Source organism: Gemmiger formicilis (genome assembly GCF_018784445.1).
Lineage (GTDB): Bacteria > Bacillota > Clostridia > Oscillospirales > Ruminococcaceae > Gemmiger.
This window is the reverse complement of the sequence record NZ_WQOH01000029.1, coordinates 99136-117384: the sequence shown is the minus strand read 5'-3', so window position 1 is coordinate 117384 and position 18249 is coordinate 99136. Positions and strand designations below refer to the sequence as shown.

12 protein-coding genes and 1 pseudogene are annotated in these 18249 nt (G+C 54.5%); 5 read left to right on the top strand and 8 right to left on the bottom strand.

The window, feature by feature from the left end; all coding sequences use genetic code 11:
* Nucleotides 1-191 precede the first annotated feature (191 nt).
* Together GPK89_RS09955 and GPK89_RS09950 are read left to right on the top strand one after the other, a co-directional pair.
* Nucleotides 192-773: a tyrosine-type recombinase/integrase gene (locus GPK89_RS09955; protein WP_252261620.1), complete on the top strand. Its 582-nt coding sequence runs from the start codon at nt 192-194 to the stop codon at nt 771-773.
* 942 nt (nt 774-1715) lie between these two features.
* Nucleotides 1716-1871, top strand: a pseudogene (locus GPK89_RS09950) (AlbA family DNA-binding domain-containing protein); the annotation flags it as partial.
* Between the two features lie 240 nt (nt 1872-2111).
* On the opposite strand, the gene GPK89_RS09945 reads toward GPK89_RS09950, so the two are convergent.
* The 4 genes from GPK89_RS09945 to GPK89_RS09930 all read right to left on the bottom strand — a co-directional run bounded on the left by GPK89_RS09945 (nt 2112) and on the right by GPK89_RS09930 (nt 6811).
* Nucleotides 2112-2942, bottom strand: a complete 831-nt coding sequence (locus tag GPK89_RS09945; protein ID WP_242943432.1) for a carbohydrate ABC transporter permease — start codon at nt 2940-2942, stop codon at nt 2112-2114.
* 82 nt (nt 2943-3024) lie between these two features.
* The gene (locus GPK89_RS09940) at nt 3025-4002 is read right to left on the bottom strand and encodes a carbohydrate ABC transporter permease (RefSeq protein WP_215692751.1); all 978 of its coding nucleotides are present in this window, start codon (nt 4000-4002) and stop codon (nt 3025-3027) included.
* A gap of 255 nt (nt 4003-4257) precedes the next feature.
* Nucleotides 4258-5715 carry a carbohydrate ABC transporter substrate-binding protein gene (locus tag GPK89_RS09935; protein ID WP_215692749.1) on the bottom strand — a complete coding sequence of 486 codons (1458 nt, stop codon included), beginning with the start codon at nt 5713-5715 and terminating at the stop codon, nt 4258-4260.
* A 79-nt stretch (nt 5716-5794) separates the two neighbouring features.
* Entirely contained in the window at nt 5795-6811 is a 1017-nt protein-coding gene (locus tag GPK89_RS09930) for a LacI family DNA-binding transcriptional regulator (RefSeq protein ID WP_215692747.1), read from the bottom strand.
* A gap of 469 nt (nt 6812-7280) precedes the next feature.
* Here GPK89_RS09930 and GPK89_RS09925 point away from each other — a divergent pair, with 469 nt between their 5' ends.
* A complete protein-coding gene (locus GPK89_RS09925) occupies nt 7281-9716 on the top strand; it encodes a GH36-type glycosyl hydrolase domain-containing protein (protein WP_215692746.1) in 2436 nt (811 codons plus the stop codon).
* Between the two features lie 272 nt (nt 9717-9988).
* Here the strand turns inward: GPK89_RS09925 and GPK89_RS09920 are convergent, their stop codons facing one another.
* Entirely contained in the window at nt 9989-11344 is a 1356-nt protein-coding gene (locus GPK89_RS09920) for a GH1 family beta-glucosidase (RefSeq protein WP_215692745.1), read from the bottom strand.
* 1271 nt (nt 11345-12615) lie between these two features.
* On the opposite strand from GPK89_RS09920, the gene GPK89_RS09915 reads away from it, so the two are divergent.
* Nucleotides 12616-12849, top strand: a complete 234-nt coding sequence (locus tag GPK89_RS09915) for a helix-turn-helix domain-containing protein (protein WP_215692744.1) — start codon at nt 12616-12618, stop codon at nt 12847-12849.
* 53 nt (nt 12850-12902) lie between these two features.
* A complete protein-coding gene (locus GPK89_RS09910; protein WP_215692743.1) occupies nt 12903-14339 on the top strand; it encodes a tyrosine-type recombinase/integrase in 1437 nt (478 codons plus the stop codon).
* A gap of 536 nt (nt 14340-14875) precedes the next feature.
* Here GPK89_RS09910 and GPK89_RS09905 read toward each other — a convergent pair.
* From GPK89_RS09905 to GPK89_RS09895, 3 genes are read right to left on the bottom strand one after another with little or no spacing between them, the layout of a single operon-like run.
* Complete coding sequence (locus tag GPK89_RS09905) at nt 14876-15232, bottom strand: hypothetical protein (protein WP_215692742.1); 357 nt, start codon at nt 15230-15232, stop codon at nt 14876-14878.
* 8 nt (nt 15233-15240) lie between these two features.
* Nucleotides 15241-15801, bottom strand: coding sequence for a hypothetical protein (locus GPK89_RS09900; protein ID WP_215692741.1), 561 nt, complete (start codon nt 15799-15801; stop codon nt 15241-15243).
* Nucleotides 15802-15809: 8 nt separating this feature from the next.
* The gene (locus GPK89_RS09895; RefSeq protein WP_215692740.1) at nt 15810-18197 is read right to left on the bottom strand and encodes a glycoside hydrolase family 2 TIM barrel-domain containing protein; all 2388 of its coding nucleotides are present in this window, start codon (nt 18195-18197) and stop codon (nt 15810-15812) included.
* Between the last annotated feature and the right edge of the window lie 52 nt (nt 18198-18249).

Sequence of the window (18249 nt, the reverse complement as noted above, 5' to 3'; positions counted from 1 at the left end):
TGATTGTAGCACGCGCCCCATCCCCAACTCAATGCAAAAAACCTATGTCTGAAATTTGGACTTTTTCGACAGACGTGAATCCGCAGTGATTCACGCCCGAGGAATGTATGAATTTGTATGCGCGCCATGATAGCCACTGTTTTGGGTAGACGCGTTTTGCTACGCTGTGGCATAAACGAACAGGAACAATTTTGGAACGGTCGTCCTCAATCCTTGCTTTCAAATCATCACGCCTTGCGGATGGCTTCATCGTCACCAACGAGTTCGGTCACTACTTCGAGCAGAAAACTTTCAAGGATTACTATGACCGCCTGTTGAAGGATGCCGACATCGGGCACTTTACCTTCCACGCCCTGCGCCACACCTTCGCCACCCGTGCGCTGGAACGAGGCATGGGCTACAAGACCCTGTCAGCCATCCTCGGTCACTACTCGGTAGCGTTCACAATGGACACCTATGTCCACAGCATGGACGAACACAAGCGGCGCGAGATGGACAAGATGAACGATATGTTCGGGATGCAGTACAGCATCTCCGTTGAGAACCAGCCTTACCCTGTGCTTTGCACACTCTCGGCATACGGCTGCACCGCCCATGTTCCCGACTTCCCCAAAGTTACCGCACAAGCCCCCACGCTGGACGCCGCCCTGCTGGAAGTCAAGCAGCAAATCCAAAAAGCCCTGCGCCAGTACAAGAACCCGCCCATTCCTACAAAACAAGAACAAATTGTCGTACCGCAGAACAGCGTGTTGGTACTCGTCAAGGCGAGCTGACTACACTGACCGCTCCTATTTTTACCTGCCAACTCCGCAAAATTTATCCACAAAAAGCGCCAGGATTGTTGAAAAGTTCAACCGTCCGGGCGCAGTCACTTTGCCGTTTTGGGGTCATTTTTGGGTCAAAGTTACCAGCTTGTTACCACTTTTGCCATATTGCAGAAAAAAGCTCGTTGAAACTTGTCGTTTCAACGAGCTTTTGTTGGTTGCGGAGACAGGACTTGAACCTGCGACCTCCGGGTTATGAGAAATCTAAAAATCGTGCGTTACAGTGATGTTTTGTTGGGTTTGGTGGTATTGTGTACCAAGGCTCAGAACTGATTTTGTCCCATGTGTACAAAAGGGTGCTATACGGTGCTGACCCGTTCCAACCCCTTTTGGGGGCAGTTTTGGGGGCAAATCTGCAAGACGAATTCTGACTTGCGCCGCTCAAATAAATGCGCAGCTTTGGTTCCATTGAGAAATGTGGATACTTACATCACAGGGTTTACACAAGTGAAAAGCCCAGCAAACTAATATATAAGTTTTACTCCCTAGCAAGAAGTTGTACGCAAGCCAACTCTACACCATCCCTGCACACCGCCCCTGTCACCGCGAGAAACGCCCTTGTTTAGGCGCATTCACACCGCGTCGGAGCGGTGCCCTCCCAGCCAAATATTGCCCCAAATTCCCCGTTTTCCGGGGATTTTTTATTTTACCGCAAAGGCATTTACCTGAACGGGATTTCCCTGTACAGGTAAATCCTGCACAAATAAATAATTAAATAAATAAAATACTAATATACTATCGTATCCTATCCGTAAAACTACAAAAAATTGGATTCATCCCGCTATGGTCTTACGGCCATGCGTACAACTTACCACCGGAGAGTACAACTTACGATTGCAAACCGACCCTGCCAAGTTGTATAATTAAAGCACCGATAGTTCGCGCAAAAGCTGGTGCAAGAGCATGAGCGCTTTTGCGAACACGCTGGGCGGTGCGCTTATTTTCGGCATGGCGGATGACGGGCAGATCGTTGGGCTGACCGAACCCGACAGCGACGCCGAGAAAATCAGCGAGATCATCAAGACGCGCATGGAGCCTATCCAATAGTACGATATACCGTGAAACTGCGCGCCGTCCGGCGCGATTTTATGCGCTGCGCGCAGCCAGCGGTGCGGCGCGGTCACCGCGCCCGCAGGCGCGTTTCGGAGCGCAACCGCCGCACAGCGGCGGCTCTTAGCGCGGAGATAGACACGCGCCCTACATTTCTACCCGAAAAAGGGCTTTTTCGACAAACTGAAGCGGGCGAACATTTCTGTTCGCCCGCTTTTTACGGTCTATAAAACTTTTTTACCCTTTCACGCTGCCCAATGCAACGCCCCGGACAATGTACTTGGAGAGCAGCAGATAGACGATCATAACGGGCAGAATCGCAATGGTAATCATCATATACACCTTGCCCATATCGAACTTCAAAAAGTCCGCGCTGCGCAGCTGTGCAACCAGAATGGGCACCGTTTTCCACTTGGCATCGTTGATGATCAGCGCCGGGATAAAGTAGTTGTTCCATGCGCCCACAAAGCTGAATATTGCCTGTACCGCCATGGCGGGCTTCAGGATCGGCAGAATGACCGTGTTGAAGGTGTGGAACTCTCCCGAGCCGTCAATGCGCGCCGCATCAATAATGTCGCGCGGCAGGCTCGAATCCATATACTGCTTCATGAAGAAGAACACTGTCGGTGCGGCGATGCTCGGCAGAATCAGCGGCCAGAGGGTGTTGGTCAGCTTCATCGAGTCCATCAGGTTCAAAAAGCCGAGCGCCGAAACCTGTGTGGGCATCGTCATGATGAGCAGAATGACGGTAAAGGCCAGCTTGCGCAGCTTGAAGTCATACGCATAGATGGCGTAGGCCGTCAGTGCGCTGAAATAGACCGACAGCGCCGCACAGGCAGCCGACACGATCAGGCTGTTGCGCAGACCGGTCAGGATCGGCACATTGGCATCATGGGTGGTGTTGAAGAAGTTGACGCCAAAGCTGCCGCGGGGCAGCGGGTCAAACCCCTGCTGGATGGTAAAGTTGTTGTGCGTGGCGTTGACGATCAGCACATAGAAGAAGAACAGGCAGATAAAGCAGAGGACAAACAGCACGATATAGGCCACTGCACGCTGCAGGGTCAGCATAGGGTCGTGAATTTTGCTTGCCTTTGCGGTAGTGGTGGCTGCAGTTTTGGTTTCGTTCGGCATACTGGTTCACGCTCCTTCCTTAGTGATGCCTGGCGGCCGCTTTGGCTGCCTTGATGCGGGCTTTCTCAGCCTTGCGCTGCTCACGGGTCAGGCCGTCATCCTCCTGTGTGAGGGTAAAGTAGATGATGACGCAAAGCACCGCGCAGAGCAGGAACATCAGCACCGAGATAGCGCCGGCTGTGCCGTAGTTTTTGCTGTACAGATGCTGGTTCAGGTACATGATAATGGTGTTGGTCGAGCCGTTCGGGTCGCCCTTGCCGTTGGTCAAAACCTGCGGCACATCAAACATCTGCAGGCCGCCGATGAGGCTGGTGATCAGCGTATAGACAAGCAGCGGGCGGATCAGCGGGATCGTGATGCGCCAGAACATTGTGGTCGAGGATGCACCGTCCAGCTGAGCGGCCTCATACAGGCCGGGGTCCACACCCATGATGGCAGCCATCAGAATGATGGTCGTATTGCCGAACCACATCAGGAAGTTCATCAGCCCAACCAGACCGCGCGCTGTCCAGACATTGGAAAGCCAGCGCACCGGCTCGGCCACGATGCCGAGCTTGAGCAGGATCGAGTTGATCGGCCCTGTCTCCGAGTTTGAAAACAGGGTAAAGAACAGCATGGCGAACGCCGATGCCATGATAAGGTTGGGCATATAAATGACGGTCTTGAAGAAGCCCTGAAACCGCAGCTTCAACCGAAGATCGGTAAACCACGCTGCCAGCACCAGTGATACAATAATCTGCGGGATAAAGCCCATCAGCCACATGACCATGGTATTGCTGAAATACTTCGGCACCTCTTTGATCATGGCGGCATAGTTTTTCAGCCCCACAAAATTAGGGCCGATGATCTTTAGGCCGCTGCGGAAATACTCAAAGAAGGAATAGTAGATGGTCGTTGCCAGCGGCCAGAACTGGAAGATGAAAAAGGTAATAAAGAACGGCGCCAGAAATATATAGCCCCATTTGGCGTAGCTCATGCCCTTTCTCTTTGTTTTCATAGGTCTCGCCCTCCTTAGCTGTGTGGGCATTGCCCTGCTGGGGGCAGAGCCTTTCAAAATCTGATAAAAACAAAACCAGGGGCGGGCGTCTCTCCCCGCCCCTGGCATGGCGTTTGCGGTTCAGTTCGTTTTGTTCAAGGTAATACCGCATAATTCTAAGTGCCGATACGGCGAGCGAGGTGCCGCAGCCGCCGGAGCGGTGCTTAAGCCGTCAGGCGGGAATTGTGCGGTGTTGCCTTAAGGTCACGCAGGTATTTATGCAGGCCATTCGACGCTGCTCAGCTCAGGATACTTGACCTTGATCTGATCCTCGAAGTTCTTCTTCGCGGTCTCAAGGTCAACCGTGCCGTCAAAGTAATCCTTGAAGCAGCTCTGGAAGGTCTCGTTGCAGCCCTGATCATACGGGCCAGCGTTGGACATATCAATGGTAGGTGCAACCTCTGCAAAGAGGGCAATGTGGTTCTGGCCGCCGAGGAATGCGGAGCCGAAGTTCGGGTCAGCTGCGATGGAATCCATAGCGCTCTTGCAGTTGGTGTAGTCCTGCGTATCCTCGGTGATCTTGGTCATGATGTCAGCATCGCAGGTCAGAGAGTACATGACATCCTTGATTGTGGGGATGTTGTCGGTGCCGGCTGCTGCGCAGATCCAGGTGCCGCCCCAGTAATAAGGCTGAGGACCCTGACAGACTGCGTAATCGCCGAAGATACCGTTGCCGACTTCCTGCTTGCCTCCCTCAGACTCAGGCGTGGCCAGAGAGTTGCCCAGCAGGGTGAAGTTGATGCCCCAAGTGGAGTAGAAGAAGCCGAAAACCTTGCCGGCAGGACCCTGATCGGCGGCCCACTGGTCGCTCCACAGGCTGGTCTTGTTGTTGTAGCCGTTATCGGTATAGGTCTTGGTCTGATCGACCCAGTTCATAATGTTGGGGTCGACCTTGACGGTCGTGCCGTCCACCCAACCGGCGGACACATTGTTGGAGAAGGTGCGGTAGGAATCATCGTAGCCGGAGAGCATCTTGTAGCCCTTGGCAGCGGCCTTCTCAGCCACATCGTTGAACTTATCCCAATCGTTCAGCGCGGCCTGCACCTCGGTCGGGTCATCGGTGCCCAGCACATCTTCAGCGATGGAGCGGCGGTAGGCAAACAGGCCCGGGGTCGCCTGCCATGTGGTGCCCTTCTGCACGCCATCCACGGTAACGATGTCCTTGGTGTACTGGTACTGATCCTTGAGATCATCATCGGTCAGGCCGACATCCTTCTTGACATCCAGCGTATATTCGGAATCCACATACTTCAGCGCGTAGTCCGCCTCGATCAGGAAGATGTCGATCTTGTCATCGGCAGCGGCGCTGTCCTGCTTGAGCAGGGCCTCGTCCAGCTTATTCTGGTAGTTGTTGTTATCATTGGGGTTGATGGTCCACTTTACGGTAACACCGTTATCCAGCGTCGTGGTGGACTTGTCGGCGGCAATCTCCTTGACGCCGGGGTAATAGTCGTTGAAGCGGGACTGGAATTCATCGTTCCAGCACCAGATGTTCAGGACCTTGCCCTCCTCTGCGGCTGCATCGGCAGCGGGCTCTGCGGCCGTGCTGCTGGCTTCGGTAGAGGTCGAATCAGCGGCGGGGGCTGCGGACGAGCTTGCGGTGCCTCCGCCGCAGCCTGCCAGCAAGGTGGCTGCCATTGCAGTGGCGGTCAATAAACTCATTGCCTTTTTCATAATGTGTTTTCCTCCTTTTTAATAAAAAGAACTCATGTATGAATCAGATATTGTGACCCGCATCCTTGCGGGTTTGAACCTATAGATTGGGGACATCAACGGACTGCCCTTTCAGCAAACTGCCGGAGACCAGCTTCTGTTCCGGCAAGGCCGTGCGCGGGGATTCGATCTGCTCGATAAGCAGCTCTGCCGCAGCGCGGCCCAGCGCTTCGGTGTCCTGCCGGTAGGTGGTCAGCTGCGGGGACATGATCTGCGAGATCAGGTTGCCGTCATAGCCGGCCACCGAAATATCCCGCGGAATCAGAAGTCCTTCCTGCCGGATCGTCTGGATGCCGCCGATGGCGGAGAAGTCATCCGGGAAGAGGATCGCCGTGGGGCGCTGCGGCAGTGCCAGCAGCTGACGGGTCGCAGCGGCGCAGCTTTTCGCATCGCGGTAGGTGCTCGGCACGATGTAGGCATCCGGCACCGTGATCCCATGGGCGGCGCAGGCGCGGTAGAAACCGACCAGACGCTTCTGGGTGACTGCGCTGTGATTCTCTCCGTGGATATAAGCGATTCGCTCATGCCCCAGCGCGGCAAGCTGATCCACTAACTTGTGGACACCATCGGTGTTATCGGAAAGTACGGCAGCCCGGTTGTTAAAGACATGGTCGACTGTGACGATCGGCAGGTTGCTGTTGGCCAGCTCAATGACCTCCGGGTCATCGAACTTGATGCAGGCAGCGATCACGCCGTCAACGCCGCGGTAGCGGCAATGCTCTAAATAGCTGGAGTGGCCGTGGCCAATGTTGTGGTTGATAAAGGTGATATCATAGCCTCTGCCCTCGGCGTGGCGTTTGAAGCTGTCCAGGACAGCCGCGAAGAACTCATGCGTCAGACCGCTTTGCGCCTCATCCACGAAAAGGACACCCAGATTATAGGTGCGGTTCGTTTTCAGGGCCCGCGCTGCGGAGTTTGGCATGTAGCCGATCTGCCTTGCAGCCTCACGCACTTTTTCTTTGGTGGCCTGACTGATATCGTTGTGACCGTTCAGAGCCTTGCTCACGGTAGCCACCGAGACCCCGCATGCCTTTGCGATGTCTTTGATGGATGCCATGATATCGCCTCCTTGCATCTTCCTTAATCGTTTTCGCATCTTCACTATACAACATGTCAACCATAAAATCAATGCCTTTTTGGCATTTTTTGTGCATTTCGATTCGATTTGGCGATTTGCAAAAAGCGAAAACATCTGTTTTGGCTATTTCGTTTGGAGTTTCGCTGAAAAAGGAACATAATTTGCGCCCCTGCTTGCCGTTTTTACACTTTTCGGCCCGGTGATGCAGACTCAAATTTGCTCTTTATGGTGCCACAACCGGAAAACACTCTTATATAAAATAGGTGGCATTCGATTTTCGTGCCAATTTTCGGTTTTCAAAATTGTGAAACTTGCCAAATCATCGTTAAATTCAGCTGCAGCCCTTGCAATTATCCGGAAAACGCGGTATTGTAAGGGTAATAACTTAATCGTTTTCGACTTGAACTGACGATTTTATCTGCTTTCCATAAGTAAGGAGAGGGTCTCTATGAAGTTCGGTCATTTTTCCGATAGCGCACGCGAATATGTCATCACCACGCCGCGCACGCCGCTGCCGTGGATCAACTATCTGGGCAGCGAGGCATTCTTCAGCCTTGTTTCCCACACGGCGGGCGGGTACAGCTTTTACAGAGATGCCAAGCTGCGGCGTATCACTCGCTACCGCTACAATAACGTACCTGCGGACTCTAACGGCCGGTATTACTATATTAAGGACGGCGATACCGTCTGGAATCCCGGCTGGCAGCCCACCCAGACCGAGCTGGACAGCTATGAGTGCCGCCACGGCCTCGGGTACAGCATCATTACCGGCAAAAAGAACAGTCTGACCGCGAAGCTGGAGCTGTTTGTGCCGGTAGGCGACAACTGCGAGATCGACCGTCTGGTGCTGACCAACGAGAGTGATGTACCGAAATCGTTTACTATATTCAGCTATCTGGAGTTCTGCCTCTGGAATGCTGTGGACGATTCCACCAACTTCCAGCGCAATTTCTCTACCGGCGAAGTCGAGGTCGAGGGCAGCACCATCTACCACAAGACCGAGTACCGCGAGCGCCGCAACCATTACGCATTGTTCACCGTCAACACGCCCATTGACGGCTTTGACACGAGCCGGGACGCCTTTTTAGGCGCATGGCGCAGCAATGCGAACCCCGAAGTCGTGGAAAACGGCCGTTGCACCAACTCTGTTGCCCACGGCTGGGCACCCGTTGGCGTGCATCAAGTCAATGTCACCCTGCAGCCCGGCGAAAGCCGCAGCCTGATTTTTGTTTTGGGCTATATAGAAAACCCGGAGGACGAGAAGTGGGCCGCGCCCGGCATCATCAATAAGACCCGCGCCCAGGCGATGGCTGCCCGCTATGCCACGGATGCGCAGGTCGATGCGGCACTTGCCAGGCTGCACGACCACTGGAACAACCTGCTGTCCACCTACTCGGTCAAGAGCAGCGATGAAAAGCTCGACCGCATGGTCAATACCTGGAACCAGTACCAGTGCATGGTCACCTTCAACATGAGCCGCTCTGCCAGCTATTATGAGAGCGGCACCGGCCGCGGCATGGGCTTCCGCGATTCCTGTCAGGATCTGCTCGGCTTTGTGCATCTGATCCCCGCCCGCGCGCGGGAGCGCATTCTCGACATTGCCGCCACCCAGTTCCCCGACGGCAGCGCCTACCACCAGTACCAGCCGCTGACGAAAAAGGGCAACATGGACATCGGCTCCGGCTTCAACGATGACCCGCTGTGGCTGATTGCCGCCGTGTACGCCTATCTGGGCGAGACGGGCGACTACTCGATTCTGGACGAACCGGTGGACTTTGACAACGACCACAGCCTTGCACAGCCGCTGCTTGAGCATCTGCGCCGCAGCTTTGGCTATCTGCGCACCCACAAGGGGCCGCACGGTCTGCCGCTGATTGGCCGTGCTGACTGGAACGACTGCCTGAACCTGAACTGCTTCAGCAAAGAGCCGGGCGAGAGCTTCCAGACCACCGGCCCGAGCGAGGGTCCTGTAGCCGAGAGCGTGTTCATTGCCGGTATGTATGTCAAGTACGGCAACCAGTTTGCCGAAATTCTTGACAGCACCGGCCACACCGACGAAGCTGCCGCCGTGCGCGCCGAGGTTGCAGAGATGGAACATACCGTACTGACTTCCGGTTGGGACGGCAGCTGGTTCCGCCGCGCCTACGATGCCTTTGGTCATGTGATCGGCGGTGAGGAATGCGAGGAAGGCAAGATCTTCATCGAGCCGCAGGGTATGTGCGTCATGGCAGGCATCGGCGTAAACACCGGCGAAGCCGTAACCGCCCTGCAGAGCGTGAAAGACAAGCTCGACACGAAGTACGGCATTGTGCTGCTGCAGCCCGCCTACACGAAGTACCATCTCGAACTGGGCGAAATTTCCAGCTATCCCCCGGGATACAAGGAGAACGCAGGCATCTTCTGTCACAACAACCCATGGGTCAGCTGTGCCGAGACTGTAGTCGGCCATGGTGACCGCGCGTTTGAGATCTACAAAAAGACCTGCCCGGCATACATTGAGGACATCAGTGAGATCCACCGCACCGAGCCGTATGTCTACAGCCAGATGGTGGCTGGCCGCGACGCCGCCACCTTTGGCGAAGCAAAAAACAGCTGGCTGACCGGCACGGCGGCCTGGACCTTTGTGGATGTGAGCCAGTATATCCTGGGCATCCAGCCCACGCTGGCCGGGCTGAAGATCGATCCCTGCATCCCGCACGAGATGGACGGCTTTACCCTGCGCCGTGTCTGGCGCGGGGCAACCTATGAAATCGTTGTGGAGAACCCTGACCATCTGGAAAAGGGCGTCAAAGCCATGACCGTGGACGGCAAGCCTGTAAGCGGTAACATCCTCTCTCCTGTTCCCGCCGGCTCAACCGTAGAGGTCAAGATCGTCATGGGCTGACCGCCCGCCTTTTACCGCAAAGCAGCAGCCCGCAGTGGGCTGCTGCCTTTTCTGTACGATCTTTATACACCGGCGTGCTGCTTCACGAACCAGAAAACTCCCCTATCCTGCTGCGCGCGCAGCAGAATAAGGGAGTATTTTTTGTGTGCAGCCTGTCAGGTATGGTTATTCCGCGAGCATTTCTCTGCATCGATCGCAAGCACGACCATCAGCGCGCAGAGGGCATCTCTTAGAGGAAACAAACACATAGCGAGGGGCCATACCGTGCCTTTTCACAGATTTTTTCCGTTCGTTTCGGCCACCTTGGCGTACCAGGCAGCACTATCTTTGGGGGTTCGTTTGCCGGTTGCGTAATCGAGATAGATCAGACCAAAGCGCTCGTTATAGCCCTCGCTCCACTCAAAATTATCCAGCAGTGACCAGTGGAAATAGCCGCGCACATCCACGCCACTGTCAATCGCGCGGCGCAGCGCCAGAAGATAGCGGTGGGTGAAGTCAATGCGCGCAGGGTCATGCACCTTGCCGTCCAGATGGATGCTGTCGGTGCAGGAAAGGCCGTTCTCGGTGATGTAGATGGGCAGACCGTACCGCTCCCAGATAAAGCGTGTCCCCCACTCCATCGACTCCGGGGTGATGGGCCAGCCGATGGCTGTGCGCGGATGTCCTGCGGCCCGGGGGCAGAATTCCGGCTTGCCGTTTGCCCCGGCGCGCACCATGACGGAGTTGTAGATGTTCATCCCGATGAAATCCAGCCTGCCCAGCGGCAGAGCGTCCAGCTGCTCCTGCGGGATGGCATCCACCACACGCTGGGCCTGACCGCCCGCGATCACAGGCCAGCCGCGCCCGCACAGCGGATCAAGTGCCGGGGCATAGGTGAAGGTCCAGTCTCCGTCCGCCAGCGCAAAGGTTGCCTCGCGGGCCGCCGCAATATCGGCAGGGTCGTCTGTTGCCGGGGTGCAGATGCGCCCTGTCGGGGCCATGCCGACCCGGGCATCGGGGTCAGCCCTGCGGATCGCATCGGCCGCAAGGCAGTGGGCGTAGATCGTGTTGTGCCACGCTGTAAACACCGAGCCGTCATCCAGACGGAAACCGGGTGCGTGTACACCGCTGCTGTAGCCCAGCCCCACGCTGCACTGCGGCTCATTGAGGGTAAAATAGTACCGCACCCGCCCCTTAAAGTGCGCGGCCACCGCGGCGGCATACCCGGCGAAGGCTTTTGCCGTATCATCATTCAGCCAGCCGCCCTTGTCCTGCAGGGCTTGCGGCAGATCCCAGTGGTAGAGCGTGACATAAGGCTCGATCCCTGCCGCAAGCAGCGCATCGACCAGCCGGTCATACCAGGCAAGACCTGCCGGATTGACTGGTCCCGTGCCCTGCGGGAAGATGCGCGGCCAGGCAATCGAGAACCGGTACGCCTTCAGGTGCATCTCTTTCAGCAGTGCAATATCCTCTGCCCAGCGGTGGTAGCTGTCGCAGGCGATGTCCCCTGTATCACCGTTCCTTGTTTTGCCCGGCGTATGGCTGAAGGTATCCCAGATGGACAGTCCCCTACCATCCTCCTGCACTGCGCCCTCGACCTGATAGGCTGCGGTTGCCGCGCCCCAGACGAAATTTTCCGGAAATGACATCGTATATTCCTCCGTATTTTGTCGTTTGCTTTTTTTGCATAAACACCAAAAAAGGTGCAGCGCAAGCGCACTGCACCTCCGTAAGTGTTATTTTACCCTTTCACGCTGCCGAGCGCAATACCGCGGACAATGTATTTGGAAAGAATCAGATAGACTAACACGGCTCTCTGAAAACGCCATGACTATATTCTTGTTTTTTTCTTGCTATTTAAGAAGGTGCGTTACCCCGTTCCCGGAAAAAAGAGCATCGCCGTGATGACCACGCACGTGGAGGAAGGGGAATAATAACAGCACTTTGGAAAGTGAATCAGAACTGATTCACTTTTTCGAGTCAAGATTTTTGGATGAATCTAAACTGATTCACTCTGGAGTATATGTGAATTTGTATGCGTATCCGCTTTGATTACTCCCGCTTTGAGCGGGAACGTGTTTTGCTAGCATAGCGTTTGGATATCCACAAACGCATTTCTGGGGTGTTCCCCAGACCCCCTCGCTGCTCTTGTGTGACGATAGTGACGCAGATGACGCTAATGACGCTGTTTTGGGGATATCCCTATACCATATCCCAGATTCAGCGTCATTAGCGTCATCTGCGTCATTCTGATTTTGTGTTTCTCGTAGTATCATTGTTTTTGTTTCGAGCAGTAGTAAACTGCAAGCGTCATTTCACTATAAGCGTGACGGTGGTGACGATGGTGACGGTGTTCGTGGGATAGGGTAAAGGGGTATATCAAAAACATCGTCATCACCGTCAGCATCGTCATTCTACAGGCAAACCGTTTTAATCTGCGGCTTGCCTGTTTTATTTTGAGTAATGTGGCAGGGTTTTTGCCCCATTGCTTGTTAAAATGGATTTAGATATTTTGTAAAAGTGCAAGGGTTTTTAGCACAATGGGTGATATGCTGTTTTTGAAGTATAATTTTGGCGTTTAGGCCAGTTCTTGAGAAAAAATTCTTCGCTTTACATCTCTAAACTTGCAGGAATCCTGCAAGTTATACTGTTATACTGAAATTTAATGAAAAAATTTCATTATTTTTTCAGCGAACGTTACCTTTTGCCCTTCCCCAGTGGCTATATAGTAGAGATAATTTTTTCAAAAATTTTGAGGACAGTTGCAAAAGTTGCGACTGCCGGTCTGTATGATATGATTTGGTATCTTTCTAAGAATTTGAACTTTTTCTAAACAGTTTAAAAAAACTCGTAATTTTCGCCATTCTCAGCGGCTATATAGTAAAGACCTTTTTATAAATTATTTACATAGGAGGAACCCATGAACACGGAATTTCAAAATTTACCCAATGTTGTCAGCCCCAAGGAAGTGCAAACTTACTTCGGTATCTCACGCTCGACCACCTATCGGATATTTCATGACACGACTTTTCCTGCGTTCCACATTGGAAACCGACTGCTGGTGCGGCGGGATGAACTGCTGGACTGGCTGGAACGGCAAAAGGTCAATAAAGCCCAAAACGAGAACCCGAAGATTGTCGGGTCTGATGAATAGCTTTGTGGTCGTACCTGTGGTAGTCTTTGTGTCACGAAAGGAGACGATGCATCGTGAAAGACACATCTAAAAAAGCCCTGCGCCGTGGGCATAACGAGGGCAACATCCGTCAGCGTACAGACGGGCGGTGGGAGGTTCGCCTGTCAGCCGGAATCGACTACAAAACCGGCAAGCCCAAGCGTACATCCACCTGCTGCAACACCCGGCAGGAGGCCATTGCCATTTTACAGCAGCAAGCCCACGAAGTCCGCACACAGGGCTGGCGCGATCCTATGTCGGTGACATTGGGCGAATGGTATGAATACTGGCTGGACACTTACATGAAAGATACAGTGAAACAGTCCACCTATGCCAGCTATCGCAGCTATCTCAACAAGCACTTTTGTGTGCTGGGGAAAATCCTGCTTAAAAAGCTGGAGCCGCACACCTTGCAGGAGTTTTACAACTACAAATTCCGCGAGGAAGGCTTATCCCCCAAGACCTTGCGCAACTACCACATGGCATTGCACAAGTGCTTACAGCAAGCCGTGAAAGAGCGTCTGCTGATTTATAACCCCTGCGAGGCAGTCACCTTGCCCAGCGGAGAAAAGCCCGAAATCAGCGTATTTACCAACGATCAGCAGCGGGCGCTGGTGCAGGCCAGCTACCGCCACCGCTATGGTGTGTTTATCCGCTTAGACTTGTGTACCGGATTACGCATGGGGGAGTTGCTGGCGCTGAAATGGGAAGATATTGATTTTTCCACCGCCCAACTCCATGTCCGCCGTACCATCAACCGCCTTGCCAAGTACGAAGCCCACGACGGCGAAAACAAAACCGAAATCGTATTCGGCACACCCAAAACGAAAAACTCCCGCCGCACGATTCCGCTGACCCGCACAATAGCAGACGAGCTTACCCGCTGGAAACAACAGCAAGCGCAGGACAAGATTCGGGCAGGGGATAAGTACACCGACGATGGCTTCATCGTTACCAACGAGTTTGGACACTACTTTGAGCAGAAAACCTTCAAGGATTACTACGACCGATTGCTGAAGGATGCCGACATCGGGTACTTTACCTTCCACGCCCTGCGCCACACCTTCGCCACCCGCGCACTGGAACGCGGCATGGATTACAAAACGTTGTCAGCCATCCTCGGTCATTACTCCGTTGCGTTCACAATGGACACATACGTCCACAGCATGGACGAACACAAGCGGCACGAAATGGACAAAATGGACGATATGTTCGGGATGCAGTACAGCATCTCCGTAGAGAACCAGCCTTATCCTGTACTCTGCACCTTATCCCCAGACGGCTGCACAATCCATGTTCCTGACTTCCCCAAAATCACCGCACAAGCGCCAACACTAGACGCCGCCCTGCTGGAAGTCAAGCAGCAAATCCAAAAAGCCCTGCGCCAGTACAAAAACCCGCCCATTCCCACCAAACAGGAACAGATCGTCGTGCCAAACAACAGCGTGTTGGTACTCGTCAAAGCAAGCTGACCGCACCGACCGCTCCTATTTTTACCTGCCAACTCCGCAAGATTTATCCACAAAAAGCGCCCGGGCGGTTGAAAGTTTCAGCCGTCCGGGCGCAGTCACTTTTCCGTTTTGGGGTCATTTTGGGGTCAAAGTTACCAGCTTGTTACCACTTTTTCCATGATGTAGAAAAAAGCTCATTGAAACTTGTCGTTTCAACGAGCTTTTGTTGGTTGCGGAGACAGGACTTGAACCTGCGACCTCCGGGTTATGAGAAATTCAAAATTTGTGCGTTAGGGTGCTGTTTTGTTGGGTTTGGTGGTATTGTGTACCAAAGGGCGAAACAGCTTTTGTCCCATGTGTACAAAAGGGTGCTATACGGTGCTGAACCGTTCCAAACCCTTTTGGGGGCAGTTTTGGGGGCAAATCTGCAAGACAGATTCTCATACGCACCGATCAAATAAATGCGCAGCTTTGGTCTAATTGAGAAATGCAGATACCTACATCGCAGGGTTCTCGCAAGTGAAAAGCCCAGCAAACTAATATATAAGTTTTACTCCCTAGCAAGAAGTTGTATGCAAACCCAACCCGCAACATTCCCGCACACCGCCCCTGTCACCGCGAGAAGCGCCCCTGTTTGGGCGCGTTCGCGCCGCGTCAGTACCGATGCCCGCCCAGCCATATACCGCCCCAAATTCCCCATCTTTGAGGCTTTTTTGCCCAAGAACGGCTTTTCCTGTGCAGGCGTTGCCCGGACGGTTTTCACCTGCACAAATAAGTAACCAAATAAATAGAATACTAAAAAAGAAAATAATGTTCACTACATTGGCCGCGGCTTCAGTGGGCATTGGGAAGTTGAAAACCAATAAAAAAGCTGCAGGAAACCGATTAAGGCTTCCTGCTGCTTTATTTTCCAAAGGACAGTTTAGTTTTTCTTCTGCTCACCCTCCGGGAAGATGATCTTATAGATTGGGAAATAAATCACCATCTGCACACCGCCGTTGATGACGGTGATGAGGACGTTGTACAGCGCAGGCGGGAAGAATTGCTTACACAGCGGCACATAAATGCCCATCAAAAAGCTGCACACGATGGTGATGAGTACGAACGCCACCACGTACCACGCGATCTGATACCACACGTTGCCCTTCGACTTAAACGTGATATTACGCTGCATCGGGAAATTAACGCACTGCGCCAGAAACAGCGTGATGGCAAACGCCGCAAAGTAGCCCATCCCGCCGGTAGCGTCGCCGGTGACAGGGTAGTTGAATACATAGGTATCCACCGGACCGAGGTTCAGATGAATCAGCTGGCAGGGGATGCTGCACCAGTCGGTCAGGTTGTAGAACAGCCCCGGCAAAAAGGTCAGCAGCAGATATTGCAGCACCGTGACAAACAGCGAAAAAGCGTAGAATTTCACAAACTGTGCCACGAGCTTATGCTTTTGGGAGAAGTTTGTCCACCAATTATTTATCGTTTCCATAGCTCACCTCATGCTTGCGCAGGCACGGTCAGCTCCGCGCTGTATTCGCCGTCGGAAGCAGCAATCGTCATGGCGTCGCCGTCCCCCATGCGGACTATGGCAAGAGCCTCGCCGTAGTAGGTATCGGTTTCGCTGTCCAGATAGCTGTGCTTGTTGAAAGGGCAGGCACTGCCCAGCCCCACCAATGTGCCGCCGCGCACCTGTACCCGAATATTGCCGCGCGCCAGCGGCTTGGTGATGCCGTTTTCATCGGTGTAGCGCAGACGGACGTAGCACAGATGCCCCATTTGTGCAGCAGGTTCTTCTGCGTCCAGCGTCAGGCGGGTCGTGCCGCCGGCACTTTGCAGCTTGCAGCGACCAATTTCGTGATCGGCAGCGTCATAGCTGACGGCTTCCAGCGTGCCACTCTCGTAGGGAATGCTGAACCTCGCCAGGCAGTCATTTTTCAGCGTTTTGCTGCCCACGGTGCGGCCGTTCAGCACCAGCTCCACGCGGGCAGCGCGGGCGTAGACCTCCACGTTGGCCTTGCGCCCCTCGCATCCGGTCCAGCTCCAGCTGGGCATGGCATTCGTCATCTTCCACGCACTGGGGCTGTGGCGGTCTCCGGTATGGTTGACCGGGCAGACGGCGATATAGGGGCCGTTGTCGGCCTCCAGCGCCACGCGGGTATAAAGGGCTTCGCCCAGCGGTTTGCCGGTCAGGTCGATGCGCCCCGAACCCGCCGACACCCAGCCCGGACCGCCGTCGAAGGTCTCGGCGTAGTCGGCGTACTCCCATGAGCCGACCATGACTTCGCCCAGGTAGTCCATGCCCGCCCAGACAAAGTCGCCCACCAAGCGGGGTTCCTGTTTGGCCAGCTCGCGGAATTTATAAGCATCGTTGCAGAAGGTCTCGCTGCCCAAAATCAACCGCTGCGGGTACTTTTTCAGGTCATGCTTATAGCGGTAGATGCCGTAGTTGTAGCCCGCAATGTCCATGTTGGCAAAGGCGTCACGGGTCTTGACGTCGCAGCCGTGCAGGGTCGCGCCGCGCTTCATGAACTCATCCCCCAGCAGCCCCGCCAGATTGTTGAAGAACTGACTGCCGACCGCCTTTTTCTTGGCGGCCTTTTCGCCGCGCTGTTTGGCTTTTTCGGCACGCTCGGCTTCTTTTTTTGCCTTTTCGTCGCTGTACACGCCGAAGCCGATGGAGCTTAAAAAGTTGAAGAAGATGTTCACACCGCAAGTTACGGGACGAGAATCGTCCAGCCCGTGCAGGAAGTCGGTCATCTCCTTCGTCAGGGCGATGCCGCGCTTCTGGGCAGTCTCGCTGACCTCGTTGCCGGTGGAGTAGAGCACCACGCAGGGGTGGTTGTAGTCTTTTTCCACCATGTCGGTCAGATCCTGATGCCACCAGTCGTTGAAATAATCCACGTAGTCATGCTCGGTTTTGTGGATATACCAGTGGTCGATGTACTCGTCCATGACAAGCATACCCTGGCGGTCGCACTCGGTCAGCAGCGCCTTGGAGCAGGGGTTGTGCGCTGAGCGAATGGCGTTGTAGCCGTTCGCTTTCAGCAGGCGTACCTTGCGTGCCACGGCGTCGGGGTCACAAACTGCACCCAACAGACCATTATCGTGGTGGATGCACGCGCCCTGGATGATGTACCGCTTGCCGTTGAGCAGAAAACCGTCCGTACCCCACTCGACCTTGCGAACACCGAACGTCTCGGTCACCTCATCATCGGCAAAGTTGACGCGGCAGGTGTACAGGTTTGGCGTTTCGGGCGTCCAGAGGCGGGCGTTATCAAGGGTCAGGGTAAATACAGCCTCGCCGTCGCTCTCCTGCTGCATGGCAGGCAGGTCGTCCACCATCAGGCGTACCGTGCCGGGGGCGGTGGTCTTTACGCGCACCTCCACGATGGCGGGGTCAAGCGACAGGGTGCAGATTTTAACGCCGTTCAACGCGATATGCGCGCCCCTTGCCGTCCAAAGCTGCACCGGGCGGTAGATGCCCGCGCCGGAATACCATCGGCTGTTGGGCTGGTCGGCGTTGCGGGCAATGACCCGCAGCTCGTTCTCACCCGAATGCAGGTAGGGGGCGTAGTCCACGTAGAAATTGGTGTAGCCGTAGGGGCGGAACGCTGCCTTTTGACCGTTGAGCCAGACCTCGGCATTATGGTAGACGCCCTCAAACTCCAGAATGTGGGTGTCTGCCAGCTCGTTTTCCGGCACGGTCAGGGTGCGCTGGTATTCGTAGTCATATCCCTCGTACCAGCCGGTATTGGTGCCGCCCGCGCTCAGGGCGGTGCGGGGTTCAGCCAGCATGGCATCATGGGGCAGGGTCACCGGTTTGCCGGGTGCGGTATCGCCCAGATGGCGGCAGGTCCAGCCGGTGAGAAGTGGGGTTGGTTTCATTGTATGTTCCTCTTACATAGTCTGTTTTACAGAAATCACGCAGATGCCAACA